Annotated in this window: 25 protein-coding genes; 11 read left to right on the top strand and 14 right to left on the bottom strand. The window is 71.4% G+C overall.

Annotated features, from left to right (window positions below):
* The first annotated feature begins 53 nt into the window (after window positions 1-53).
* Entirely contained in the window at window positions 54-713 is a 660-nt protein-coding gene (locus IE307_RS04460) for a TetR/AcrR family transcriptional regulator (protein WP_229904374.1), read from the top strand.
* On the opposite strand, the gene IE307_RS04465 is transcribed toward IE307_RS04460, so the two are convergent.
* From IE307_RS04465 to IE307_RS04495, 7 genes are all read right to left on the bottom strand, one after another.
* Window positions 695-3,001, bottom strand: a complete 2,307-nt coding sequence (locus IE307_RS04465; RefSeq protein ID WP_191296120.1) for a hydantoinase B/oxoprolinase family protein — start codon at window positions 2,999-3,001, stop codon at window positions 695-697. The two genes, IE307_RS04460 and IE307_RS04465, sit on opposite strands and share 19 nt — an antisense overlap.
* A complete protein-coding gene (locus IE307_RS04470; protein ID WP_191296121.1) occupies window positions 2,998-5,115 on the bottom strand; it encodes a hydantoinase/oxoprolinase family protein in 2,118 nt (705 codons plus the stop codon). The genes IE307_RS04465 and IE307_RS04470 overlap by 4 nt, the downstream gene beginning before the upstream one ends.
* Before the next feature lie 16 nt (window positions 5,116-5,131).
* A complete protein-coding gene (locus IE307_RS04475; RefSeq protein WP_191296122.1) occupies window positions 5,132-6,751 on the bottom strand; it encodes an FAD-dependent monooxygenase in 1,620 nt (539 codons plus the stop codon).
* Window positions 6,748-7,491 (bottom strand): alpha/beta fold hydrolase, encoded by a 744-nt coding sequence (locus IE307_RS04480; RefSeq protein ID WP_229904375.1) that lies wholly within the window; start codon window positions 7,489-7,491, stop codon window positions 6,748-6,750. Before IE307_RS04480 ends, IE307_RS04475 begins: the two co-directional genes overlap by 4 nt.
* Window positions 7,492-7,546: 55 nt before the next feature.
* Window positions 7,547-8,851 carry an MFS transporter gene (locus IE307_RS04485; RefSeq protein WP_229904376.1) on the bottom strand — a complete coding sequence of 435 codons (1,305 nt, stop codon included), beginning with the start codon at window positions 8,849-8,851 and terminating at the stop codon, window positions 7,547-7,549.
* Window positions 8,852-9,074: 223 nt separating this feature from the next.
* Complete coding sequence (locus tag IE307_RS04490) at window positions 9,075-9,638, bottom strand: hypothetical protein (RefSeq protein WP_191296125.1); 564 nt, start codon at window positions 9,636-9,638, stop codon at window positions 9,075-9,077.
* A 138-nt stretch (window positions 9,639-9,776) separates the two neighbouring features.
* On the bottom strand, window positions 9,777-10,205 hold the full coding sequence (locus tag IE307_RS04495) for an organic hydroperoxide resistance protein (protein WP_191296126.1): 429 nt from the start codon (window positions 10,203-10,205) through the stop codon (window positions 9,777-9,779).
* 152 nt (window positions 10,206-10,357) lie between these two features.
* Here IE307_RS04495 and IE307_RS04500 point away from each other — a divergent pair, with 152 nt between their 5' ends.
* Window positions 10,358-10,966 (top strand): chorismate mutase, encoded by a 609-nt coding sequence (locus tag IE307_RS04500; protein ID WP_191296127.1) that lies wholly within the window; start codon window positions 10,358-10,360, stop codon window positions 10,964-10,966.
* A gap of 322 nt (window positions 10,967-11,288) precedes the next feature.
* On the opposite strand, the gene IE307_RS04505 is transcribed toward IE307_RS04500, so the two are convergent.
* On the bottom strand, window positions 11,289-12,101 hold the full coding sequence (locus tag IE307_RS04505) for an SDR family NAD(P)-dependent oxidoreductase (protein ID WP_191296128.1): 813 nt from the start codon (window positions 12,099-12,101) through the stop codon (window positions 11,289-11,291).
* 85 nt (window positions 12,102-12,186) lie between these two features.
* On the opposite strand from IE307_RS04505, the gene IE307_RS04510 reads away from it, so the two are divergent.
* Window positions 12,187-12,615: a MarR family winged helix-turn-helix transcriptional regulator gene (locus tag IE307_RS04510; protein WP_191296129.1), complete on the top strand. Its 429-nt coding sequence runs from the start codon at window positions 12,187-12,189 to the stop codon at window positions 12,613-12,615.
* A 12-nt stretch (window positions 12,616-12,627) separates the two neighbouring features.
* Here IE307_RS04510 and IE307_RS04515 read toward each other — a convergent pair whose 3' ends face one another.
* Window positions 12,628-13,668, bottom strand: coding sequence for an aldo/keto reductase (locus tag IE307_RS04515; protein ID WP_191296130.1), 1,041 nt, complete (start codon window positions 13,666-13,668; stop codon window positions 12,628-12,630).
* A 71-nt stretch (window positions 13,669-13,739) separates the two neighbouring features.
* On the opposite strand from IE307_RS04515, the gene IE307_RS04520 reads away from it, so the two are divergent.
* A complete protein-coding gene (locus IE307_RS04520; RefSeq protein ID WP_191296131.1) occupies window positions 13,740-14,276 on the top strand; it encodes a TetR/AcrR family transcriptional regulator in 537 nt (178 codons plus the stop codon).
* Here IE307_RS04520 and IE307_RS04525 read toward each other — a convergent pair whose 3' ends face one another.
* Together IE307_RS04525 and IE307_RS04530 are read right to left on the bottom strand one after the other, a co-directional pair.
* Window positions 14,277-14,900 (bottom strand): TetR/AcrR family transcriptional regulator, encoded by a 624-nt coding sequence (locus IE307_RS04525; RefSeq protein WP_191296132.1) that lies wholly within the window; start codon window positions 14,898-14,900, stop codon window positions 14,277-14,279.
* 57 nt (window positions 14,901-14,957) lie between these two features.
* Window positions 14,958-15,815 carry an oxidoreductase gene (locus IE307_RS04530; RefSeq protein ID WP_191296133.1) on the bottom strand — a complete coding sequence of 286 codons (858 nt, stop codon included), beginning with the start codon at window positions 15,813-15,815 and terminating at the stop codon, window positions 14,958-14,960.
* A 105-nt stretch (window positions 15,816-15,920) separates the two neighbouring features.
* Here IE307_RS04530 and trpM point away from each other — a divergent pair, with 105 nt between their 5' ends.
* The 5 genes from trpM to IE307_RS04550 all read left to right on the top strand — a co-directional run bounded on the left by trpM (window position 15,921) and on the right by IE307_RS04550 (window position 20,033).
* Window positions 15,921-16,085 (top strand): tryptophan biosynthesis modulator TrpM, encoded by a 165-nt coding sequence (trpM, locus tag IE307_RS47575; RefSeq protein WP_373305937.1) that lies wholly within the window; start codon window positions 15,921-15,923, stop codon window positions 16,083-16,085.
* A 59-nt stretch (window positions 16,086-16,144) separates the two neighbouring features.
* On the top strand, window positions 16,145-17,374 hold the full coding sequence (gene trpB, locus IE307_RS04535) for a tryptophan synthase subunit beta (RefSeq protein WP_191296134.1): 1,230 nt from the start codon (window positions 16,145-16,147) through the stop codon (window positions 17,372-17,374).
* 8 nt (window positions 17,375-17,382) lie between these two features.
* Window positions 17,383-18,183 carry a tryptophan synthase subunit alpha gene (gene trpA, locus IE307_RS04540; protein ID WP_373305953.1) on the top strand — a complete coding sequence of 267 codons (801 nt, stop codon included), beginning with the start codon at window positions 17,383-17,385 and terminating at the stop codon, window positions 18,181-18,183.
* 132 nt (window positions 18,184-18,315) lie between these two features.
* A complete protein-coding gene (locus IE307_RS04545) occupies window positions 18,316-18,900 on the top strand; it encodes a TetR/AcrR family transcriptional regulator (protein WP_191296136.1) in 585 nt (194 codons plus the stop codon).
* The gene (locus tag IE307_RS04550; protein ID WP_191296137.1) at window positions 18,897-20,033 is read left to right on the top strand and encodes a GDSL-type esterase/lipase family protein; all 1,137 of its coding nucleotides are present in this window, start codon (window positions 18,897-18,899) and stop codon (window positions 20,031-20,033) included. The genes IE307_RS04545 and IE307_RS04550 overlap by 4 nt, the downstream gene beginning before the upstream one ends.
* A 3-nt stretch (window positions 20,034-20,036) precedes the next feature.
* Here the strand turns inward: IE307_RS04550 and IE307_RS04555 are convergent, their stop codons facing one another.
* Together IE307_RS04555 and IE307_RS04560 are read right to left on the bottom strand one after the other, a co-directional pair.
* The gene (locus IE307_RS04555) at window positions 20,037-20,624 is read right to left on the bottom strand and encodes a TetR/AcrR family transcriptional regulator (protein ID WP_191296138.1); all 588 of its coding nucleotides are present in this window, start codon (window positions 20,622-20,624) and stop codon (window positions 20,037-20,039) included.
* A 51-nt stretch (window positions 20,625-20,675) separates the two neighbouring features.
* Window positions 20,676-21,311, bottom strand: coding sequence for a TetR/AcrR family transcriptional regulator (locus IE307_RS04560; RefSeq protein WP_191296139.1), 636 nt, complete (start codon window positions 21,309-21,311; stop codon window positions 20,676-20,678).
* Between the two features lie 235 nt (window positions 21,312-21,546).
* Here IE307_RS04560 and IE307_RS04565 point away from each other — a divergent pair, with 235 nt between their 5' ends.
* Together IE307_RS04565 and IE307_RS04570 are read left to right on the top strand one after the other, a co-directional pair.
* Entirely contained in the window at window positions 21,547-22,359 is an 813-nt protein-coding gene (locus IE307_RS04565) for an alpha/beta fold hydrolase (protein ID WP_191296140.1), read from the top strand.
* 4 nt (window positions 22,360-22,363) lie between these two features.
* A complete protein-coding gene (locus IE307_RS04570) occupies window positions 22,364-23,230 on the top strand; it encodes a VOC family protein (protein ID WP_191296141.1) in 867 nt (288 codons plus the stop codon).
* Here the strand turns inward: IE307_RS04570 and IE307_RS04575 are convergent.
* Window positions 23,227-24,510, bottom strand: a complete 1,284-nt coding sequence (locus IE307_RS04575) for an NAD(P)/FAD-dependent oxidoreductase (protein WP_191296142.1) — start codon at window positions 24,508-24,510, stop codon at window positions 23,227-23,229. The genes IE307_RS04570 and IE307_RS04575 overlap by 4 nt on opposite strands.
* Between the last annotated feature and the right edge of the window lie 205 nt (window positions 24,511-24,715).

The following is a 24,715-nucleotide window of genomic DNA, read 5'->3' on the forward strand; positions in this document are numbered from 1 at the left end:
GACTCACTTCACGCCACCTGGAAATCCATTCGCGGGTGAGGTTCACTGAAGAGGTGAACGCACCACCGACCGCCGGCGCGGCCCTGCGCACCGACGCGGCGCGCAACCGCAGCCGGATCGTCGAGGCGGCCCGCGACCTCTTCCGCACCCGCGGCATCGACGTCCCGCTGAGCACGGTCGCCCGGCGCGCCGGCGTGGGCGTGGCGACGCTGTTCCGCCGCTTCCCCACCCGCGACGCGCTGGTGGCCGAGGTGTTCGCCGAGCAGATGGTGCGCTGCGAGGCGGTGCTGGAGGAGGCCGTCACCGACCCGGACCCGTGGAACGGGTTCCGGCGGCTGGTCGAGTTCGCCTGCGCCGAGCAGCTGGAGGACCACGGCTTCACCGAGGCGTTCATCGCGACGTTCGCCACCGACCACGTGCAACGGCGCGAGCGCGCCGAGACGATGTTCGACGAGCTCGTGCGCCGGGCGCAGGAGTGCGGCCGCCTGCGGCAGGACTTCGTCGTCAGCGACCTGGTCATGATGCTGCTGGCCAACGGCGGCCTGCGCACCGCGCCGCCGGAGCACGCCGCCGACATGTCCCGCCGGCTCGTCGCCTACCTGCTGCACGCCTTCGGGACGGGGCCGGAGGAAGGGCCTCTTCCCCCGGCCAGTCCGCTCGGGTTGCAGCACGCCCGCGGCAAGTCCTGCGAGCCTCAGTTCCAGGCGCGGTAGTCGTCGTGCGGCAGCGGGTGGCCGACCGGGACGACGCGGGAGTTGACCGCGGTCAGGCAGCCGGGGCAGAGCAGCTGCCGGAAGACGATCTCCGCGTCGACGTACTCCGACGGGTCGTGCCAGATGTGCGGTCCCGCCTCGGTCGGCGCCGTCTCCCGGCGGGCGAGGTCGTGGACGAACGCACCCCCTTCGAGCGGCCCGATCCGCGTACTGCAGTGCACGCACACGACCGTCGAGCCCACGACCGCGAGGTTGTCGTCGAGACGCCGCGCCTCGCTCAGGTCGGCGCTGGTCACCTCGCCGGTCAGTCCTGTCACCCCCGCGTCGGTCGCGCGCCGCTGCCGCAGCGTCGCACGGGTCGCGACGGTCGCGGCGGCGTCCACCTCACCGTCCTCGTGGAGCACGACGCCGTAGACGTCCCTCGCCGCCCCGGCTGACACGCGGGCCTGCCGCACGTCCTCGCCGACGCTGTCCTCCTCGCGCAGCAACGGGTCGCCGTAGCCGCCGCCCGCCTGCCAGTGCAGGTAGAGCGCGTCACCGGGACCGAGGTCCGACTCGCCCTCGGCGGGCAGCACCTCGACCTGGCCGCCCAGGTCGTCCAGGCCGGCGGGGATCGACGTCACGCCCGCGAGCTGCGGCCCGTCGATGCCGCGCACCACGAGGTCGAGCTGGGAGTTGCCGGGGTAACCGCCGGCCAGGCCGACGTTCTGGTTCGCCACCTTGCCGTTGCCGGAGACGACCAGCGACATCCGTCCGCTCTGGTCCGGGTGCTGGACGTAGCAGACCGAACCGCTCATGCCGCCGCGCTGCCTGCCGGGTCCGCCCGAGTCCGTCTGCTCCCGGCGCCACAGGGCGAGAAGGGGGTAGAGGTACTCCGTCATCTCGACGTCGGGTGCCCGCGCGGAGGGGATGATGAGCCGGCCGCCGGTGTCGACGCCGTCGTGGTGCACCTGGGCGCCGTAGCCGCCGGCCATGACGTCGAAGATGGGCGAGACGAAGCGTTTGCTCGCTCCACCACGAACGTCCACACCGGACACGACGCAGAGGTCGGTGGTGCCGTTGCAGATCGACTGCACATCGGCGCGGTGCTCGGGTTCGGCGTCGAGCAACCGTGCGAGCACCTCGGCGACGAGGTTGCCCGCACCCCACGCCGGACCGAACGGTCCCTTGCCCACCGCGGCCGGGAAGGACGCGTTGGTGATGGTGTCCTCGTCGGTGATGATCTCGAAGCAGCGCATCAACCCGCCCGCCGCCCACGGGATGTCGCCCGCCAGCAACGGCAGCATCGTGAACACGATCCCGGCCCGCAGACCGGGGTACGGGCAGTTGATGATGCCCGTCTGCCCGGTGGTGCCGCGGAAGTCGAAGACGAGCTCGTCGGCCTCCTTGGTCATCGCGACCTTGATGGCGTGCAGGTTGCGGTCGCCGGTGCCCGACTGCTCCTGGTAGCCGACGGCGGTCCAGGTGCCGTCGGGAAGGTTCGCGAGCTTGGCCCGCAACCGGCTCTCGGCGTCGTTCATCATCCGGCGCATCACCGCCTTGACGGTGTCGGCGCCGTACTTGGTGATGAGCCGCAGCACCTGCTCGCCCGCGTTCTTGTTGGCGGCGATCTTGGCGCGCAGGTCGAGCCCGACCAGGTGCGGCAGGCGCGACCGGCGCACCCAGGCGTCGGCGATGTCGCGTTGCAGGACGCCGTCGCGCACGACCTTCATCGGCGGTGTGGGCACGGCTTCGCCGAAGACGTCCTGCGCGGACGGGCTGAACGAACCGGGGCGCGGGCCTCCGAGGTCGACCTGGTGCGCGATCGCCGTGGTCCAGCCGAACAGCTTGCCGTCGTGGAAGATCGGCGCGAGGACGGCGGCGTCGTTCTGGTGCAGCCCGCCGCCGATCCACGGGTCGTTGCACAGGAACATGTCGCCCTCGGCGATGCCGGGGTTGTCGCTGCGGTGGCGCAGGGTCCAGGTGATCGCCAGGTCCATCGACCCGATGAGGCCGATGTTGTAGGTGCCGACCTGGACCTGTTCGCCGAGCTCGTCGCAGATGGAGAAGTTGAAGTCGTTGGACTCCGTCACGACGTGCGAGCCCGACATCCGCCGCAGCGTCTCGCCCATCTCCTGGGTGATCGCCCAGAGGCGGTGCCGCACGACCTCGTAGGTCAGCGCGTCGACCTGGTCCTGGTCGTCGCCGATCTGGTGCAGCGCGAGGGAAGGGGAGATCTGCCTCAGCAGCTCCTCCCTCGGCATCGGGCGGCTGGTGAACTCGTCCGCGCCGGGGATCCTGGATGTCATGAGGGCTGTCCTCCCTGGTAGCGCAGCACGAGGTTGCCGAGGCGGTCGACGCGTCCGGTGACGCCGTCCGGGACCACGACGACCGTGGTGGGGACCTCGACGATCGCCGGGCCCCGCAACACGTGCCCCGCGCGCAGCCGGGCGTAGTCGTAGACGGGAGTGGTCGCGAAACCTCGTCGCGAGTCGAGGCAGACGTTCCGCTCGCCCGCGAGGGCCTCCGCGGGGTCCTCGCTCGCGGCCTGCGGGACCTCGGGCAGCGCGACGGGGAAACCGAGGCCCGCCTTGGCCCGCACGCGGTAGGTGATCGCCTGCACGCCTGCCTCGCGGTAGCCGGCGCCGCTGCCGTTGATGCGCTCGTACTGCTGCTCGAAGCGTTCGAGGACCTCGTCACCGGTGTCGTCGGTGAGCTCCCCGTCCGGCACGGCCGTCGCGAGTTCGGTGACCTGCATCGAATAGCGCAGGTCGACCTCCCGGTACAGCTTCACGTCGTGGAACTTGACCTTCTGCCGGTCGAGCGCGCGCCGCAGGTCGGCTTCGAGCCGGTCGAAGTGGGCCTCCAGCACCGCCCGGCCGACCGGGAACGACGACGGGTCGGACAGCTCCGCGCTCAGCGCGACGTCGGAGGCCGCGAGGCCGTAGGCGGAGAACGCCGACGCGACGGGACCGAGCGGGACGACGACCTCCCGCACGCCCAGGTCGTGGCAGTACCCGGCGCAGTGGGCGGGTCCCGCTCCGCCGAACGCGTAGGCGACGAAGTCGCGCGGGTCGTAGCCCGCCTGCACGACGGACCGGCGCAGGAGGTCGCTCGCCTGGGCGTTCTGCACCTCGTGGATCGCGATGGCGGCCTCGTCGACCGTCAGCCCGAGCGGCTCGGCCACGTGCACGCGGATCGCTTCGCGCGCCAGGTCCATCCGCAACGGCTTGCGGCCGCCGAGCAGCCCTCGTTCGCTGAGGATGCCGAGCACCAGGTTGGCGTCGGTGTTCGTGGGGCGCGTGCCGCCGTTGCCGTAACAGGCCGGTCCCGGCACGGCCTCCGCGCTCTGCGGGCCGAGGCGGAGGTTGCCGCCCGCGTCCACCGACACGAGGGCGCCGCCGCCGGAACCGATGGTGTGCACGCGGATGGTGGCCGCGTTGATCGGGAACTGGTTCACGATGGAACCGGGCGCCATGACGGGTTCGCCGTCGACGATCAGCCCGGCCAGGAACGTCGTGCCGCCGACGTCGGTGGTGATCACGTTGCGGTGCCCCAGTTGTTCGGCCAGGCGCATCCCGCCGATCACGCCACCGGACAGGACGGAGCCGATCGTGGTGATCGCGTGCTCGGGAGCGCGGTCGGCGGTGATCGTGCCGCCCTCGCTCTGCATGACCAGCAGCGGTCCCCTGAGGCCGCCCTCCTCCAGCTGCTCCTGCAACGGCAGCAGGTAGGTGCGCAGCTTCGGGCCGACCTGGGCGTTCATGATCGTGGTGGAGGTGCGGGAGAACTCGCGGATGCGCGGGCTCACCTCGCACGAGAGCGTCACGTACAGGTCCGGCGCGATCTCGTGGACCAGCTCGCGAATGCGCTGTTCGTGTGCCGGGTTCTTGAACGACCACAACAGGCAGACGGCGATCGCCTCGACGCCTTGGTCCACGAGGGACTGTGCGACGCGGCGGACCTCGTCCTCGTCCAGCGGCACCAGGACGTTGCCCGCGTGGTCGATCCGCTCGGTCACCTCGAGCGCCCGGTACTTCGGGATCAGCGGCGCGGGCTTGCGCTGCCGCAGGGTGTCCTGGATCTCGTGCGCCGACCTGCCGAGGGTGCGGCCCTCGGCGTTCATGATGTAGATCGCGTCGCGGTGGCCCTTGGTGGCGATGAGGCCGACGTCGGCGACCTCGCCCTGGACGAGGGCGTTGATCGACGCCGTCGTGCCGTGGGCGATGTAGTCGGTCTGCGCCAGGAGTTCGCCGACACCGATGCCGAGCTCGCCCGCGAGGTCCTCGATCGCTTTCATGACACCGATCTCGCGGTTCGGCGGTGTCGTCGGGGTCTTGGCCGAGACGATCCGCCCGGCTCCGTCGGACGCGACGGCGTCGGTGAACGTGCCGCCCACGTCGATGCCCAGTGCGTAAGGCATGTGCGTTCTCCTGGTTCTAGCGCTGGTGGGCGGTGACGTGTCCGGTCGCGGTGTGCAGGAGCTCGCCGGGGAGGGCGTCGGCGCCGCCCATCCAGGCGACGTGCTGGTCCGGGCGGACGAGCAGGAGTGGTGCGGGATAACGGTCCGCGGGCACCTCGCCCGGGAGGTCGGCGACGGTCAGCGGCACCCCGGTCTCCCCCGCGGCCCACACCCACGGTGCCGTGTCGGCGCGCTTGTCGGTGCGCAGCAGGGTGAAGCCGGGTCCGAGGAGGTCGAGCACCGACCTGCCGTCGTCGAGCCAGGAGTGCGGCAGCCGGAACCCCGGCTGCGCGTGGTCCTGGTAGCCGCCCATGGTGATGGCGTCCTGCTCCTGCCCGCCGATCACGAGCGGTGAGCCCGCGTAGTGGTAGCCGAAGCTGAAGCCGTCGGGCGAGTACCGGGCCGGTTCGGTGACGGCGAGCCGCTCGGCGTACTCCGCGCGTGCCCGCGCGCCCTCGTCACCGGGCAGGTGGATGTCCGGTGAGAAACCGGCGAGCGACTTGCGGGCCTTCGCCCCCACGGCCGCGGCGAACTGCTCCCCCACCGGTCTGCGCTCGAGCTCGTAGGCGGCCAGCAGCTCCGGTGGCGCCCACCCCTGGTGGACGGCCGCGAGCATCCAGCCGAGCGTCGCGGCGTCCTGGATGCCCGCGTTCATGCCGAACCCTCCCACGGGGATCCAGATGTGGGCGGCGTCGCCCGCCAGGAACACCCGGCCCTCCTGGTAGCGCTGGGCGACGAGCTGGCGCCCGGTCCAGCGGACGACGCCGAGCACCTCGTGCTCGACGGGAACACCGACGGCCTCCCGCAGCAGCTGCCCGGGATCTTCGGCCTCGGTGTCGTGGTCCGGCGGGAACGCGGCGTGGTGGAGCCACAACGCGTCCCCGTCGATGGCGATCAGCGAGGCCTGCCGGCGGCCGTGGGTCCAGTAGGTCCAGGCCCGGTCGCGCGCGGCGATCTCGCCCAGTTCCGGCGAGCGCACGAAGGTCGACACGAACTTCTGGATCGCCTCGACGCCCTCGTAGCGGATGCCCAGCTGACGGCGGACGGCGCTGTGGGCACCGTCGCAGCCGACCACGTAGGCACAACGGAGAACTCGACGCTCCCCTGTGGACTCCACGACGGCCTCGACGTGGTCGTCGTGCTGCCGCACCTCGACCAGGCTCGTGCCGCGCTCGACGGTCACCCCGGGGAGGCCGCGCGCGTGCTGTTCGAGGAGGGGCTCGAGGTACAGCTGCGAGATCCGGTGCTGGGGCTCCGGGGTGGGCCACTCGGACATGCCGGCACCGGAGAGCACCTCCTGCGCCGACGGCAGGTCGATGCGGAAGATCTCCTCACCGACGAGCGTGGTGCGGTACTGGATCGACGTCGGGTGGGCGGCCGGAAGTCCGGCGCGCCGGACGTCGTCGGCGATCCCGAGCCGGCGGAAGATCTCCATCGACCGGGCGGAGGTCGTGTTGCAGCGCGGGTTCTCGGCGCGCTGCTCCGACGCCTCGACGACGTGGCACCGCACACCGCGCCCGGCGAGGTCGATCGCGAGGGTCAGGCCGGTGGGGCCGGCGCCCACGACCAGGACATCGATGCTCGTCTGCTCGGTCATGCGCTGATGAACTCCTCTACCAGCCGGCAGAACTCGTCCGGCCGGTCGACGTGGATCCAGTGGCCCGCTCCCGCCACCACTTCGAGGCGGCCGTGCGGCAGTGCGGCGACGAGGCGTTCGGACACCTCGACCGGTGAGACCCGGTCGCGCTCCCCGTGCAGGGCGAGGACCGGGGTGGTGATCGTCGTGAGGTCGCGCGGTGGTCCGGCGTCCCGCGCGAACATCGATCGGAAGGCCTGCTCCGCACCGGGGCGCAGGGCCTGCTCCAGCCGCAGGCCCGCCAGGTCGTCCAGGAGATCGCGGTGGGCGGTCTCGTAGGCGACCAGGCGGCCGAGGGTGGTGCGCATGCTGTGCTTCGTCGGCTCGTCGTAGAACGGCACCGCGGCGGGCAGCGGTCCGGTGCCCGCGCCACCCATGACGACCGCGCGGCCGATCCGGTCCGGCGCGGCGGCCAGGAGGGCCAGCGCGGCGGCACCGCCGGCGGCGGAGTTGCCGACGAGGTCCGCCCGCTCCAGTCCCTCGCGGTCGAGCAGGGCGAGGACCTGCTGTGCGCGGGCATCCGCCCAGGCCCGCGGTCCGCGCAGGCCTGGAGACGCGGTGATCTTCGTGCCGAAGCCGAGGAGGTCGGGCGCGAGGCAGCGGAAACCGGCTTGAAGCCGGGACGTCACCGCCGCCCAGTTGCTGACGGCGTCGACACCCGGTCCTCCACCGTGGAGCAGCAGAAGTGGACGGTCGGACACCTGAAGCCTCCTCTGTGAGAACTGCACCATCACCCGCGAACCCGCCGGGCGCACGTCAAGCCGCTGCGGTCTCGACTCCGCGCCGCACCGGCGCGTTGTCCGCGCGCCCGAACCGGGTGAGCAGGAACGTCGCCGCGCCACCGATCAGCGCGGGGACCGTGAACACCAGGTACATGGAGCTCGGCTCCCAGCCGGCCTGCACGAGGTAGCCCGCGAACAACGGCGCCAGCACGGCACCGAGCCTGCTCACGGCGACCGCCATGCCCAGTGCCGTCGCGCGGGACTGCGCCGGGTAGAGCGTCGGGACGATGACGTTGATCCCGGAGATCGTGCCGTTGAGGAAGAGCCCGAGGACCACGGCGACGACCAGGGCGACCGCCAGCGTCCCGAGGGACAACGAGAACAGCACGAGCGTCAGTGCGGCGAGGACGAAGTACGCCGCGGTCAGCCTGCGTGCCTCCACTTTGGACACCAGCAGGCCGAGCAGCGCGGCACCGGTGATCCCGCCGAGGCTGAACAGGATGCCGCCGCTGATGCCCTGCTGGTTGGACATCCCCGCCTTCAGCAGCAGGGTGGGCGTCCAGGAGCTGGCGAAGTAGAACGCCGTCTGCGCCGCGGTGAACGCGACCCAGACCAGCACGGTGCGAACCGCGTTGCCGCCGCGGAACAACGACTCCAGCGCGACCTTGCGCGTCCCCGTGTCGTGCGCGGGCAGCTCGTCGACCGGCGGGCGGCCCATCGACACGAGGATCTTGTTGAACCGCTGCAACGCGTTCGGGGGACGCTTCGCGACGAGGTGGTCCATGGACTCCGGCAGGAACCGCAGTCCCACGAGGAACAGGATTCCGGTGGCCACCGCGCCGAAGACGAACACGGAACGCCAGCCCATCGAGCCGATCAGCACGCTCGTGGAGAGCCCGGCGATGACCGCGCCGATGCCGTAGCCTGTCGTGATCAGCGCGACGGCCAGGCCTTTGCGCTTGTTGTTCGCGTATTCGGAGGTGAGCACCGGCAGGCTCGCCGCCATCGTGCCCACCGCCACACCCGTGATCACCCTGGCGGCGAGGAGCTGCCCGAGGTCCTGGGTGAAGGCGGCCGCCAGCATGCCGAGCGACGCCAGCGCCAGGCTGGCCAGGGTGATCCTGCGGCGCCCGACGCGGTCGGCCAACGGCGCCAGGAAGAGCGCGCCGACCGCCATGCCGGCGAGGCCACCGCTGAGCAGCACGCCCACCGACGACGGCGACAGGCCCCACTCGCGGGTGATGGCCGGTCCGACGAAGGACGTGACCAGTAGATCGAACCCGTCGACCACGTTCATGACCAGGCAGAGGGCGACCGCCTGGACCTGAGCGCGACTCATCGGAGAATTTCTGACCTGCTCGAGAACGTTCACGGGAAACCTCGCTTCGTTGCGACGGTCGTTCAGGCCCCCGAAAGACCCGGTCCGGCACTGTGGTGCCGACCCGGAATCCACCTCTGTATGTAACGCTCACTCTACAACTTGAGGCAGGCGTTGGCCAGGGTTCACTGAGGACTGGAGGGTCGTGGTACCTGAAGAACGTTGGCCCGCCTGAAGAAACAGCTCAGACGGCGGCCGTCGCCGTGGCCTTCTTCGCGGCGGACCCGAGGCGGATCGCCGACACCAGGAAGAAGATGCCACCGAGCGCGGCGTAGCCCGCCACGGAGGTGAGCGCGGCGTCCGACTGCGAGGACATCAGGATGAACGACGTGCCGGCGCCCACGGACAGGCCGCCACTGAGGATCATGGGCCACTGACCGCCCATCTTGCGGCGGCCGACGCCGACGACGAGCTGGACGATGCCGGAGACGATGGCCCAGGCACCCCACACCTGCAGGATGCCGGGGATGCCGGACGTGGCGCTGGCGACGGCGATGCCCGCGGCCGCCAGGAGGCTGACGGCGACGTTGACGTACAGGCCCAGCACGTTCTGGGACTGCTTCGAGGCACGCGCGTCGACGACGGCGGCCCCCACGTCGAACAGCGGGTACAGCACGACGAGCGCGATGACGACCGGCCCGAGCTCGGCGCCGGTCACGCCCACCAGGACGGCCCAGACGAGCGCGAACGCGGCACGGATGAAGTACAACCGCCGCAAGGACGACGCGGCAGGACTGGTGGCAGTCACAGAACTTCCTTCGTTCGATGGTGCTTGATGTATAGAACGATCGATACACAGGAACGATAGCGACCGGCGGCGCCAGCGTCAAGACCGAACGTTCTACCTTGCTCAGTGACCGGGCCCGCCTCGACGGGCCCGCCCACGTCAGGCGACGGTCGCGTCCACGGTGACCGGGATGTTGCCGCGCGTGGCGTTGGAGTAGGGGCACATCGCGTGCGCCGCCTCCGCGAGCTCGTCCGCCACCGCTTGCTCCACACCGGACAGTTCGACGTGCAGCGCGGCGCTCAGACCGAACCCGCCCTCGGGCGTCGGCAGCACCTGCACCTCCGCGACGACGGCGGAGTCGGTGACCTCCACCTGGCGCTGCGCCGCGACGGCCTTCACCGCCGAGTGGAAGCACGAGGCCCAGCCGGCCGCGAACAGCTGCTCGGGGTTCGTCGCGCCACCGGGGCCGCCCATCTCCTTGGGAATGGCCAGGGAGATGTCGAGCAGGCCGTCGTCGGTCCTGGCCTGGCCTCCGGCCCTGCCGTCCCCGGTCGAGGTGGCGATGCCGACGTACAGAGGAGCACTCATGGCGGATCCCTTCACGATCGCGGACCACTCCGCGATACCGAACGTTCTGTCGCCTCCCATCCTGCTGGCAGAAATCCGCCGTTGTCAAGACCGAACGTTCTATCTGCTTTGCGGTAGGGTCGCCTGCCAGTTCCCCCACGAAAGGCGAACCCTTGAGCAGGAAGACGATCCGGATCGCCGCCACCGCCCTGGCGGTGGCCGGCGCGCTGTCACCGACCTCCGTCCCGGCCACGGCCGCACCCCTGACACCCGAGCTCGCGATCACCACCGGCGGCTCGTTCGGCAGGCTCGGCCCGCTGACGGACCTGGTCGTCGAGCGCCTCCTCGTGGGCGACGACGTGGCGGCGGCGAAGTTCGGCACCAGCTCGCCGATCGACGACCCGGCCCGTGAGCAGCAGGTGCTCGACCAGGTGCGGAAGCAGGCCGTGGCTCTCGGCGTGGCCCCGGACGCGGCGGCGGCGTTCTTCCGGGACCAGATCACCGCCAGCAAGGTCGTGCAGAGGGGCCTGTTCGCCCGTTGGACGGCTCACCCGGACGAGGCCCCCACCACGCGACCGGACCTGGGTCAGATCCGCACGCGGCTCGACCGGCTGACCACGGAGTTGCTCGGCCAGCTCAAGGCCACGCAGGACGTGCGCGCCCAACGGGTTCCGTGCACCGTGCAGCTCGCGCTGGCCACCGCGTCGGCGGCGGTGCTGCAGGACCTGGACGCGCTGCACCGCCAGGCCCTCGGCACGGCGGTGCGGTCCACCTGCGGCTAGCGCGCGGGTTCGGCGTCGGAGACGTGGTCGAACCCCATCTTGCGGTGGAACCGGGCACTCGGCACGGCAGTGCAGCGGCAAGGCACTGCGGCCGCACGGCAGTGCGGCGGCACGGCAGTGCGGCAGTGCGGGGGCACGGCAGTGCGGCAGTGCGGCAGTGCCGCGGCACGGCAGTGCGGCAGTGCCGCGGCACGGCAGTGCGGTCCACCCGCGACCAACGCGCCGGCTCGACATCGGACACGTCGCCGAACCCCACCTTCCAGCCAAACCAAGCACCCGACACAGCGGTGCAGCGGCGCAACCGCGCACTCCACCCCCGCGACTAACGCACCGGCTCCACATCGGACACGTGCCCGAACCCCATCTTCCGGTTGAACCACGCGCCCAGCACGGCGACGCGGCGGCGCGGCAGCGACCGGGCCGCCCACGTCTGCACCCGGTTGACCCACCGGCCGGGGTAGGAGGCGTGCCGGCCCTTCGTGAAGTCGTCGAGGGTCTGCGCGGCGATCACCTCCGGCGAGTCGGCCGAGCCGGCCATCTTCGCCGTCGTGCCGTCGAAGAAGCCCGTCGCGATGGCGCCGGGGTGGGCGGCCATCACCTTCACGCCGGTGCCGGCCAGTTCCTCGGCCAGCGCTTCGCTGAACGACAGCACGAACGCCTTCGTCGCCGCGTAGACGGCCTGGTAGGCCAGGGGCTGGAAGGCGGCCGTCGAGGAGACGTTGATGATCCCGCCGCTCCCCCGCGCGCGCATCCGGCCGCCGAGGCGGTGGGTGAGGGTCATGAGGCCGGTGACGTTGAGGTCCACGCTGGCCAGCTGCGCGTCGAACGGGCGGTCCAGGAACGGCCCGACCGAACCGGCGCCCGCGTTGTTGAGCAGCAGGTCGACCTCGATCTCCCGGCGCCGCAGCTCGTCCTCCACCCGACCGGGGCCGTCCCGGTGCGCGAGGTCCGCGGCGATCACCTCCACCCGGACGCCGTGGGCCTCGCGCAGCTGCTGCGCCAGCCCTTCCAGCGCGTCGGCCGACCGGGCGACGAGGACCAGGTCCGCTCCCCGGCTGGCCAGCTCGCGGGCGTAGGCCACGCCGAGCCCCTTCGACGCGCCGGTGATCAGCGCGGTGCTTCCCGAGAACGACATGAGCCCTCCGATTTGCTTCAAGTCTTGAAGTACTCGGCCGATGATACAAACTTCAAGGCTTGAAGCAAATCGGTAGACTGCCGCCATGGACGACGCGGAGCTGGAGCGGGCTGTTCGCCTCAACCACGAGATCTTCATGCGCACCAGCGACCTGATCGCGGGCGTCCTCGCGGAGCACGGGCTCACCCACGCGACCGCGCAGGTGCTGTGGGCGATCGACCCGGGGCAGCCCCCGGCGTCGATGAAAGCCCTGGCCGCGCAGCTGTTCTGCAACGCGTCGAACCTGACCTTCATGGCGGGCCAGCTCCTCGACCGCGGCCTGGTCGAACGCGCCGTCGACCCGGCCGACCGGCGGTCCCGCGTGCTCGTGCTGACCGAGGACGGCGCCCGCGTCCGCGCGGCGGTGATGCGCGCGACCCTCGGCCTCAGCCCGTTGTCCCGCCTCGACGCCGACCAGCTCGCGACGATCCTGGCGCTGTTCGAGACGGCACTCGCGGAGTCCACAACGGACTGAACGCGAGCCGGATCAGGCCACGGGAACCGGCGGGAGGTCGAGAAGGCTCCGGTCTCCGTCGGCGCCGTGCGCCAACGCGGCCGCCACGTCGTCGTGAGGCGTGCCGAGCCGGATCGCGCTGACCTCGTCCAGCAGCCGGTGGTGCTCCTCCCCCAACTCGACGGACAGGGCGTCCAGATAACTCTGCAGGTGAGCCGGTGTACGAGGACCGACGATCGGGATCATCGAGGTGCCCGCCCGCGCGGCGCGGTGCCGCAACCAGGCCAGCGCCACCTGGACCGGACCGGTGCCCGCCTGTTCGGCGACGGCGAGGACAGCGTCGAGCACGGCGGAGCGTTGCGCGTCGCCCTCGGTCCCCCGCGCGCTGAGGCGTCCCTGCTCGCCGCGCCGGTACTTCCCGGTCAGCAGGCCACCTGCCAGCGGGGAGTACAGGACCACGCCCAGGCCGTGGGCGGCGGCCATCGGGAGCAGCTCCCGTTCGGCGGAGCGCTCGGCCAGGCTGTACTCGGTCTGGACGCCCACCAGCGGCGGGCTTCCGCGCAGTTCCGAGGAGACCGCGGCGCCCGCGACCCGCCAGGCCGGGAAGTTCGACAGCCCGCCGTAGCGGATCTTGCCCGCGCGGACGAGGTCCTCGAAGCCCGCGAGGATCTCCGCCATCGGGGTCACGCCGTCGGGGAAGTGGGGCATGAGGACGTCGACGTGGTCGGTCTTCAGGCGCCGCAGGCTCTGCTCCAGCGAGCGGATCATGGTCTTGCGGCTGTTGCCGGTCGTGCCGGGCGGGATCCGGTCCTGCCTGCTGCCGCTGTACTTGGTGATCACCACGAAGTCGTCGCGGTCGCGGTCCAGCAGGTCGCCGAGCACCGTCTCGGCCTCGCCGCCCTGGTAAATGTTCGACACGTCGAAGGTGGTGCCGCCGGCGGCGACGAACGCCTCGAAGATCGCCTGGGCGCCCGCGACACCCGTGGCGGACGCCGCGGAGCCGAAGTTGGCCGTGCCGAGCACGTACTCCGAGACCCGCAGCCCGCTCCGCCTCCCGAAGGTCTGATAGCGCACGAAGGTCTCCCTGACAGCTCGGCGATGGGGTACGTTCGTGACGCTACTACAAAAACGAATGGTCGTTCTTTATGCCGAAGGTCACCCAGGCCCACCTCGACGCACGTCGTCAGCAGATCATCGACGCGGCCCGCGCGCGCTTCGCCGCCCACGGGTTCGCGCGGACGTCGATGCCCGACCTCGTCGAGGCGTCGGGACTGTCCACGGGAGCGATCTACCGGTACTTCAAGAGCAAGGACCAGATCGTCGTCGCCATCTGCGAGCAGGCGAGCAACGTCCTGCCCGCCGAGCTCACGGCCGAGTCGGTCCGCGGTTTCCTCGAGCACGTCCGCGCGATGGCGCGGGAGCACGACCACGCCCGGCTGGTCGCCCAGATCTACGCGGAGGCCGCCGTCTCCCCCGCGCTCGCCGACGTCGTGCGGCAGCAGCTCGACGACCTGCGCGCGTCGGTCGCCGCGCTGCTGCCCGGACGGCCGGCGGCGGAGGCGGAACGGATCGCCGAGGCGTTCGTGGCTCTGTGCAACGGTTACACACAGCAGCTCGCCGTGCGCGGGGACGTCGACCCGGGCCCGTTCGCCGCCGCGCTCACGGCGATCGTCGAGTCCTGATCAGGGTTCGATCCCCGCGACGCGCAGCCACACCGCCTGGCAGGTCTCGCACGCCTGGTCGAGCGCCTCGGGTGACACCGCTGACGCGTGGTAGAAGCTCCGCTCGACCATCCAGCACAGGGCACGCGCGAGGGCCTGCGCCCCGTCCGGTCCCTCGTGCGCGGGGACACCGGCACGCACCAGGATCTTCGTGATGGCGTCGATGAAGACGTCCGCAGTCTCCGTCCACAGTGCACTCAGCCCGGGGATGACCGGCGACTGGTCGATGGCGACGCGCATGATCAGGCCGTGCTCGTGCCAGCGGTCGCGGGTGCGCCTCATGACCGTCGCGATCGCCTCCCGCGGCGCGGCGGTATCGTCCGCCGCCGCACGGGACTTCTCCCTCAGCGCCTCGACGGTCCTCGCGAACAGGGCGACCAGCGCCTCCTGCTTGGAGTTGAAGTAGAAGTACATCGAACCGCGGGACAGGCCGGCGCGTTCGGCGATGTCGCTCGTCGTGAGCGCGTCGAAACCCTTGACCGCCAGCAGGTCCCCGAGGACCTCGAGGATCTTGAGCTCGCGCAGGTCTCCCTTGGACGGCGCGGCGGAACGCCGGCGACCTGCCCTGACGACCGGTTCGGGCATCGCCCGTCCACCTCCGCGATTCTCCGGGGTCCGCTTCCCGTTCAGGATGGCACGCGGTCAGTTGGCCGCGATCTGGTGGCCGTCCGGGAAGTCCGTGGACCGCGAGAGTTCCTGCCACGCCTCGATGTCCGCGTCCACCGCGGCCCGGCCGTTCGCCACGAGCCGCAACGCGTCCGAGCCGAGCACGAGGTGCACCGGCGGCTTCTCCGCGCCGAGCACCCGCAGCACGGCCTCGGCAGCCTTGTCCGGATCACCCAGCTGGTTGCCGCTGGCGGCCTCGCGCGCGTCGCGGATCGGCGCGAAGAGCTCGTCGTAGTCGGCGATCGACCGCTCGCTGCGGACCATCGAGCGACCGGCCCAGGCCGTGCGGAACGAGCCGGGTTCGATGACGGTCACCCGCACCCCGAGGCCCGCGACCTCCTTGGCGAGGGCCTCCATCATGCCGACCACCGCGTACTTGCTGGCGCAGTAGTAGGACAGGCCGGGCACGGACATCAGCCCGCCCATCGAGCTGACGGCGAAGACGTGCCCCGAGCGCCGCTCGCGCATGCCGGGGAGCACCGCGTGGACTGTGGCGGCGACACCGAACACGTTGGCGTCGAACTGCGCGCGCAGCTCGGCCATCGAGGACTCCTCGAACACGCCTTCGTGCCCGTAGCCGGCGTTCGCGATGAGCACGTCGATCGGTCCGACAGTCCGTTCGGCCTCCGCCACGACGGAGAAGACGGCCGCGTCGTCGGTCACGTCGAGCTGCCGCCCGTGGGCGCGTCCGGGCGCGAGGGCCTCGAAGGCCTCCAGGTCTCCTGCCCCGCGCACGGTGCCGACGACGGTGTGACCGGCCGCCAGCGCGCCGCGGGCGAAGGCCCGGCCGAGGCCGCTGCTGACGCCGGTGATCAGGAACGTTCGCTTCGTCATGCACTCGAATCTACATCGTGTCGATAAAAATCTACACAGTGTCGACTGTCTCACCGTGCGCAACGCGCTTGCCGAAACGGCGCAGCGGCGGGTAAACCTGGCGGCGTGCCCCTCACCGTCCGTCTCGCCCGTGGCCGTCGGCCGCGTGGCTGTCGCGCGCCCGCACGGCGCGTGCTCGGACGCAGGGTCCGGTACGTGATCGGCTCCGAGGCGGGCCAGGTCAACGGGATGCGATGGCGTCGTGCGCCGCGCATCGCGCGGGATCGCTGACTCCCAGACCACTCACGACACCACCCGGGACGGACGTCCCGGGTCAGGAGCACATCGCCATGGAGCACGACTTCTTCTTCCCGGCTGCCCCGGAGGGCCTCCCCGGCGCCGACGGGTACTTCGGCGCCTTCGGCGGCCGGTTCGTCCCGCAGGCGCTCGTGGCGGCGATCGACCAGGTCGCCGCCGAGTACGAACGAGCGAAGGCGGATCCCGTCTTCGTCGCCCGCTTCGAGGACCTGCTCGCCCACTACGTCGGCCGGCCCAGCGCGCTCACCGAGGTGCCGCGCTTCGCCGCGCACGCCGGCGGGGCGCGGGTCTTCCTCAAGCGCGAGGACCTCAACCACACCGGCTCGCACAAGGTGAACAACGCGCTGGGGCAAGCACTTCTGGCACAGCGGATGGGCAAGACCCGCGTCATCGCCGAGACCGGAGCCGGCTCGCACGGCGTCGCGACCGCCACCGCGTGCGCGTTGACCGGCCTCTCCTGCACCGTCTACATGGGAGAGACGGACATGCGGCGGCAGGCCGTCAACGTGGCGCGGATGGAACTCCTCGGCGCCGAGGTCGTCCCGGTGACGTCCGGGTCCCGCACCCTCAAGGACGCCATCAACGAGACGTTCCGCGACTGGGTCGCCCGCACCGGGGACACGCACTACCTGTTCGGCACGGTCGCCGGGCCGCACCCGTTTCCCGCCATGATCCGCGACTTCCAGCGCGTCATCGGCGTCGAGGCCCGCCGGCAGCTCCTCGAACGGACGGGACGGCTGCCCGACGCGGCGATCGCCTGCGTCGGCGGCGGGTCCAACGCGATCGGCCTGTTCCACGCGTTCCTCGACGACGCTCCCGTCCGGCTGATCGGGTGCGAGGCAGCCGGGCACGGCGTGCGCAGCGGCAGGCACGCGGCCTCGTTGTCGGCCGGCGAACCGGGGGTCCTGCACGGCTCCCGCTCCTACGTCCTGCAGGACGACGAGGGCCAGATCGTCGAGGCCTGGTCGATCTCGGCCGGGCTCGACTACCCCGGCGTCGGCCCGGAACACGCGCACCTGCACGAGTCCGGTCGCGCGGAGTACCGCCCGGTCACCGACGACGAGGCGATGCGGGCGTTCCGGCTGCTCGCCACGACCGAGGGCATCGTCCCCGCGATCGAGAGCGCGCACGCGCTCGCGGGTGCTCTCCAGGTCGGCGCCGAGCTCGGCCCGGACGCCCTGCTCCTCGTGAACCTCTCCGGCCGCGGCGACAAGGACCTCGACACCGCCACCGCCCACTTCGGACTGGAGGCCGCGCGATGACCGGGAACCTGCAGCTGCTCACCGACGCGCTCGCCCGCGCGAAGCAGGACGGCCGTGCCGCGCTCATCACCTACCTGCCGGCCGGTTTTCCCACGGTGGACGACGGGATCGCCGCGATTCTCGCGACCCTCGACGCCGGTGCGGACGTCGTCGAGGTCGGCCTGCCGCACAGCGATCCCGTGCTGGACGGCCCGGTCATCCAGACGGCGGACGACATCGCGTTGCGCGGCGGGGTGCGGATCGCGGACGTCCTGCGCACGGTGCGGGAGGTCCACGCGGCCACGGGCAAGCCGGTGCTGGTGATGTCGTACTGGAACCCGGTGTCGCGCTACGGCGTCGAGCGGTTCGCGCGCGAACTGGCCGAGGCCGGGGGCGCGGGCTGCGTGTTGCCGGACCTGCCGGTGGCCGAGTCCGCGCAGTGGCGCCGGCAGGCCGCGGAGCACGACCTGGCCACCGTGTTCGTGGTCGCGCCGAGCAGCACCGACGCCCACCTCGCGGACACCGTCGCGGCCGGATCCGGGTTCGTCTACGCGTCCGCGCTCATGGGCGTCACCGGGGCGCGCGCCTCGGTGGACGAGGCCGCCGCCGTCCTGACCCGCCGGTTGCGCGCGATCACCGACCTGCCGGTCTGCGTCGGCATGGGCGTCTCGGACGCGCGGCAGGCGGCCGACGTCGCCGGGTTCGCCGACGGGGTGATCGTCGGATCCGCGCTCGTCGCAACGCTCCTGGACGCGCCGGGCGGAGTCGAGGGCAGGGCGGCGCTCACGCGGCTCACCACAGGGCTGGCGGCCGGGGTGCGCGCGGGCTGAGGACCGGAGCCGGGCTCGCGCTGGTGCGAGCCCGGCCACCTGCTCTTCGTGGTAGGCCGCGCTGGCGACACGTCGTGTCCACTGAAGACCTATAGCCAATAGGTTTCTGCCTACATGATGTAGGCTGGGTGCATGCGCACTCCACTCAGCGCCTCCACCGTCATCGCCGACGCGGCGGCCCTCGCGGACGAGGCGGGGTTCGAGAAGGTGACCCTGTCCGCGGTCGCGCGACGCCTCGGCGTGCAGGCGCCCAGCCTGTACTCGCACGTCCGCGACCTGGAGGCGTTGCGCGACGGCGTGACCGCGCTCGCGCTCGGCGAACTGGCGGACCTCGTCGCGACGGCCATCGCCGGACGCTCGGGCCTGTCCGCGCTGAAGGCGTACACCGCGGCCCACCGGGCGTACGCGCGGGAGTCGCCGGGCCGCTGGCAGTCGTTGCAGCGCCGCGCGGGCGAGGCCGTCGTGCGCTCGGACGCCGCGAAGAAGATCAGCGCGCAGGCTCCCGCGGTGCTCCGGGGCTACCCGGTGCCGCAGGCCGAGCACGTGCACGCCGTGCGACTCCTGGGCAGCACGATCAACGGCTTTTTGGCTTTGGAACGCACCGGCAACTTCGACCACAGCTCCCCCGCCCCCGAGGCCTCCTGGGACAGGACCGTGGTCGCTCTCGACGCACTGCTGCGGGCCTGGCCCGTGCACTCCCGAACGGACGAATCATGATCACCACACCTCTGACCGACGCGCTCGTGCGCGGTGCCGCCGAACTGGAGGAGACCGCACGCGGCGTGCGGCCGCACCGCCTGCCGGCGTGGGTGCGCACCCGGTTCCCCGACCCCCAGCTGATGGGCGCCGAGAGCCGGCCCTCCGGTGTGCGCGTGGTGCTGGCGACCGAGGCGCGCACCGTCGAACTGGTCCTCCACCCGACCACCGTCTCCTACCGCGGCGTCTCACGCCCACGCGGCAGCGTCGACCTCGTGGTCGACGGCGAACGCCTCTCCAGCGACCAGCTCACCGGTGGCGACGACGTCGAGATCGACCTGAGCACCGGCGCCTCGCAGTTCCACGCCGGCACGGCGACCACGATCCGGTTCGAGCTCGCGGAAGGCGACAAGGTCGTCGAGATCTGGTTGCCCCACAACGAGGAAGTGGAGATCGTCGCCCTGCGCACGGACGCACCGGTGCGACCGGCCCACACCGACCGGCGTACCTGGCTGCACCACGGCAGCTCGATCAGCCACGGCTCGAACGCGACCACACCGACCCGCATCTGGCCCGCCGTCGCCGCCCGGCGCGGTGACGTCGAACTGCACAACCTCGGGTTCGGCGGCAGCGCCCTGGCCGACCACTTCGTCGCCCGCGTGATCCGCGACCGGCCGGCCGACCTGATCAGCGTGAAGCTCGGCATCAACGTGGTGAACTTCGACGTGATGCGACTCCGCGCGTTCGTGCCCGCCGTGCACGGCTTCCTGGACACGATCCGCGACGGCCACCCCAGTACCTCGCTGGTACTGGTGTCGCCGATCTTCTGCGGCACCCACGAGGACACGCCAGGCCCCGGCGAGATGCGCACGGACGAGCAGGGCAACGTCACGTTCGCCGCCACCGGCCCGCACGGCCCGGCACCCCAGCTGACCCTGCGGATCATCCGCGACGCCTTGCGGTCGCTGACCGAACGCCGTGCGGACGACCCGGACCTGCACTACCTGGACGGGACCCGGCTCTACGGGCCGCAGGACGCCGGCACGCACCCGTTGCCCGACGCGTTGCACCCGGACACGGCCACGCACGAGTTGATCGGCGAGAGGTTCGCCAAGTACGCCTTCGAGGCCGGAGGTCCGTTCGCCGCCCGGTGACCGCTACGCGTTGCCGGAGCGGTAGGTCAGCAGGCCCTCGACGCCGGCGAGGAACGTGGCGCCGACCTCCGCCGCGTCGGTCAGGCACCCGGCCGCCATCGCCCCGTCGCGGAGCATGACGAAGTGCCGGGCCGCCGCCGCGGCCGACTTCTCCTCGATCCGCGCGAACAGGTCGGTGATGGTCCCCAGGAACCACTCGCGGTGCTCGAGGACGGCCTTGAGCACGGGGTGCGCCGGGTCGGGGAACTCCGCCGCGGCGTTGAGGAAGGCGCAGCCGCGGAACCCGGCGGACTCGATGCCGGCGGCGATGCCCCTGGCCACGGCCCGCAGGGCCTCGTCCGCGGGGAGGTCGCTGCCGAGGGCCTTCTCGACCTGGTCGCGGTCCATCTGGGCGACCGTCTGGAGGTACGCGACGACAAGGTCGTCCTTGCTGGCGAAGTGCCGGTACAGGGTGGCGCGGGTGACCTTCGCCTCCGCGACGATCCGGTCGATCCCGACGGAGTGGAGGCCCTCCGCGTAGAAGATCCGGGTGGCGGTGGCGAGCAGGCGCGACCGCGCTTCGGAGACCTGACCTCGAACGTTGTGCACCATTGCATCAATGGTAGCGGACAGAACGGTCAGTCACATGGAGCCTGACCTCGGTCAGGCTCCCTCGACGCCGCGCTGCTTCGCCAGGCCGCGGATCAGGGAGAGGAACGCGTCGACCTGTGAGCTGTAGGTGATCTCGTCGAAGCTGTCGGACACGGCGAGGCCGTCCGTCAGCGCCCGGCCGAGCACCGCGAGGTGCTCCACCAGCGCCTTGTTCGCCTTGGTGGCTTTCGGCGCGAAGATCGGGGTGAGCGCGCTGACCCAGGACGCGTGGGCGTTGTCGCGGATGCGGCGCACGGTCGCCTGGACGGCCTCGGCGTCCTTCTGCGGGCCGACGGCGACGGCGACCAGGAGGCGGAGGTAGTCCGGCCGCTCGTCCAGGGACTGGCACGCCGCGGAGAACCACGCCTCCAGGCGCTCGAGCGGCGGCAGGTGGTCGAACGCGGAGGGGCTGGGGAACAGGGTGTGCAGTTCCTCGGACGTGCGCTCGAGGAGGGCCGCGAGGACGCCGAGCTTGTTCCCGAAGTGGTAGTAGATCGAGCTCGCCGGGAGTCCCGACTTCGCGCACAGGTCCGACACGGCCATGCCGTCGTAGCCCTTTTCGCCGATGAGAGCGCGGGCCGCGTTCAGGATGTCGTCGCGACTGCTCAGACCGGCGGCAGTCGCCGCGGTGCCGGGTTCCCTCACCATGAGGTCATAGTAAGTGGACCTCGGCACCGGCCTGTCAACGGACGACCGGAGTGTCGAGCCGGGAACCCCTCGGACACGGCGGAAGCCGAGCTGGACCGCTCCCCCGGACAACGTGCTCACAACCGTCCACAGTGGAACCTGCGACCGACCCCGGCCGAGACTTCCCGGACACCCTGGATACCGCCTCCCGTTGGATGTAGAGTGAGCGTTACATACACACGATGGGAACCGCACCATGACGAGCACACTGGATGTCGGAGACGCGGAACTGGCCTACGCCGACACCGGTTCGGGCCATCCGGTCGTGTGGCTGCACGGCTCCGGGCCGGGCGCCACCGGGATGAGCAACTTCGGCGGGAACCTGCCCGCGTTCCAGGACTTCCGCAACATCGTGGTCGACCTGCCGGGCTGGGGGAACTCCCCCCGGCCGGACACCGACGAGCCGCTGATCTTCCACGCGGCGGACCGGGTCGTGCGTGCGCTGGAGACCTTCGGGATCGAGCGGACCCACCTGGTCGGCAACTCCTACGGCGGCGCCGTGGCGATGCGGATCGCCATGCGGTACCCCGGGCTCGTGGACCGGATCGTCCTCATGGCGCCGGGCGGTGTCCTGCCGGCCGACGCGCCGCCGTGGCCCGTCGGGCTCGAGCACCTCTTCGGGTACATGGCCGCTGAGAAGCCGTCGCGGGACGCCATGGCGAAGTTCGTGCGCCTCATGGTCTTCGACGAGACGCTGGCGACCGAGGACCTCATCGACGAACGGTACGAGTCGAGCCTGCGCGCACACCCCGAGCTGCCGATCCCGCCGAACTTCGGCGACCTGACGCCGGACCTGCGGCTCATCGGCGCGCCGACGCTGCTCGTCTGGGGACGCGACGACCAGACCGTTCCGCTGTCCTGGGCGCCCAGGATCCTGCACGGCATCCCGAACGCGGAGCTCCGCGTCCTGCCCGACTGCCGCCACTGGGTCCAGTACGAGCGCGCGCCCGAGTTCAACCACATCGTCCGCGAGTTCCTGCAGGGCGGCATCGCCGCGACGGAGGGGTGACACGGTGGGCATCAGGAAGCTGGGTTACGTCGGCCTGAACGTGACCGACGTGGACGCGTGGACCGATCTGCTCTCGCGCACGCTCGGGGTCGGTGTCACCACCGCCAAGTCGGGCACCGACGAGATCGTCCTGGCGGAGATGGACGAGTTCAAGTACCGCGTGGCGCTGTACCCGTCCACTGTGGACTCCCCGCGCGAGATCGGGTGGATCGTCGACACCCCCGCCGAACTGGACAGGCTCACGGCGAAGCTGACCGATGCCGGTCACGCGGTCGCCGACGGGACCGAGGAGGAACGGGACCTGCGGGGTGCCACACACCTGCGCTGGTTCACCGATCCCGCGGGCTTCCGCGTCGAACTCGCGATCGGCGAGACCAAGGTCCGCGTCGGCGCCGACCGCCCGACCGGCGGCCCCGGCATCACCGGCCTCGGGCACCTCGTCCTGGCCAGCCCCGCACTCGCCGGACTCCGCGAGCTCTACGAGTCGGTGCTGGAGTTCAAGCTGACCGACTACCGCTCCCCCGGCCTGTTCTTCCTGCGCTGCAACGCGACCCACCACAGCATCGCGCTGGGGACCGCCGAGACGGCGTCGATCCACCACCTGGAGTTCGAGCACGCCTCCATCGACGACGTCGGCCGGGCCCACGACCGGGCCCAGGCCAACGACGTCCCCATCTCCATCAGCCTCGGCCGCCACATGAACGACAAGGCCCTCTCCTTCTACGTCAAGAACCCCAGCGGGTTCCACCTGGAGATCGGCTGCGGCGGCATCGAGGTCGGTGACGACTGGGTCCCCCACGACTTCGGGCGGGCCAGCGTGTGGGGACACCGCCACGCCGACGCCAACCCCTTCGCCGTGGCGAACCCCTAACCCATCACCGTTCCCGAGCTCCCGGAGTTCCTGGTGCGCCGCCGGGAGAACGCGCCCAGGTCGATCTCCAGCCCGGTGCGCGGCGCCCGGAAGCGGACGGGCGTCGCGTCGTGGTCGGCGCCGTTCTCCACGGCACCGATCAGCGCGGCCATCAACTGTCCGACGACCGGGGCGTTCTTGAACTGGTTGCCGCTCGTGCCGATCGCGACGTAGAAGCCGTCGAGGTCGGTGCGGTCGTAGATCGGGGTCCAGTCGTCGGCCACGTCGTAGACGCCCACCACACCGCGCGGCCGGTTCGGCACCGTGAGGTCCGGCAACCGCCGGGCGGCTCGCGTCACCTGCGCCTCGAACACCGCGGCCGTGGGGTGGACGTCGGCGTCGTCCGGGTCGTCGATCCACTGCAGCGGGTCGCACTCCGGTTCGGTGCCACCGACGAGCAGGCCTCCGCCCACCTCGCCGCGGAAGTAGGTGCCGAGGTCCACGTCGGCCACCGCCGGGCCCTCGTAGCCGTGCGCGACCGGCACGTGCGAGACCTCCTGCCGCATCGGGCGCACGGCGACGGTGAAGTCGGATCCCACGCCCGCCAACCGGTTCAGCGCGCCCGACCACGGACCGGCCGCGTTCACGACCACCGCGCAGGGAACGTGGCCACCGTCCGAGAGCCGCACCCCGCTCACGCGCCCACCCGACCTGTCCACGGCCGTCACGATGCTGCGGAACCGGAACTGCGCCCCGTGCGCGGTGGCCGCGGCCGCGAGGTTGACCGCGGCGAGGCCGGGATCGGAGACGTAGCCCGCGTCCGGCGTGTAGACACCGCCGAGCGACTGTTTCGAGTCCTCCCAGAACTTCTCGTCGTCGAGCCGCTTCGGCGGCCAGTAGCGGCCGGTGTCGATGCCGGGGACGCGTTCGGCCAGCGTCGCGCTGTCCCACTCCTGGTAGGGGACCCCGACCTGGTCGAACAACGGCAGCCAGGCCGTGCGCGGAGCGGCGTCGACGTCCAGCACGACCAGCCCCGTCCTGCGGAACGCGGCCAGGTCCCCGGCGTCGTGCCCGAGGTGGCCCGCCCAGTCGAGCCAGCACCAGTACGACTCCCACGCCGTCGCCACGCCGGAGAAGGTCGAGAAGTTGTACCGGACGATCGCGCTCGACGCCGACGTCGAGCCCTGCCCCGCCCCCGGCGCCCGGTCCAGCACGACCACCCGGTGTCCCGCCCGCGCCAGCTCGAGCGCGATCGACGAGCCGATCACCCCGGCCCCGATCACGACCACGTCGGTTCCCACGCGTGTCTCCCCTCCGTCAGGTGACTCCGCTGATCAGTGTCGTGGCGGGTGGTCGCCACACGCAGCCGACCGATGTCGTGCGTTCGGGCCGGCAGGGGCGACATGTGTGGTGACCCCGCCTGACCTCACCACTGCGTGGCGAGCCCCACACACCTCGAAGGCTGCCATCTCCCACCGCCATGTGTGACACTTTGTCCAGACATTG

Origin of the sequence: Lentzea cavernae, from assembly GCF_014653695.1 — a bacterium.
Taxonomy (GTDB): domain Bacteria; phylum Actinomycetota; class Actinomycetes; order Mycobacteriales; family Pseudonocardiaceae; genus Lentzea; species Lentzea cavernae.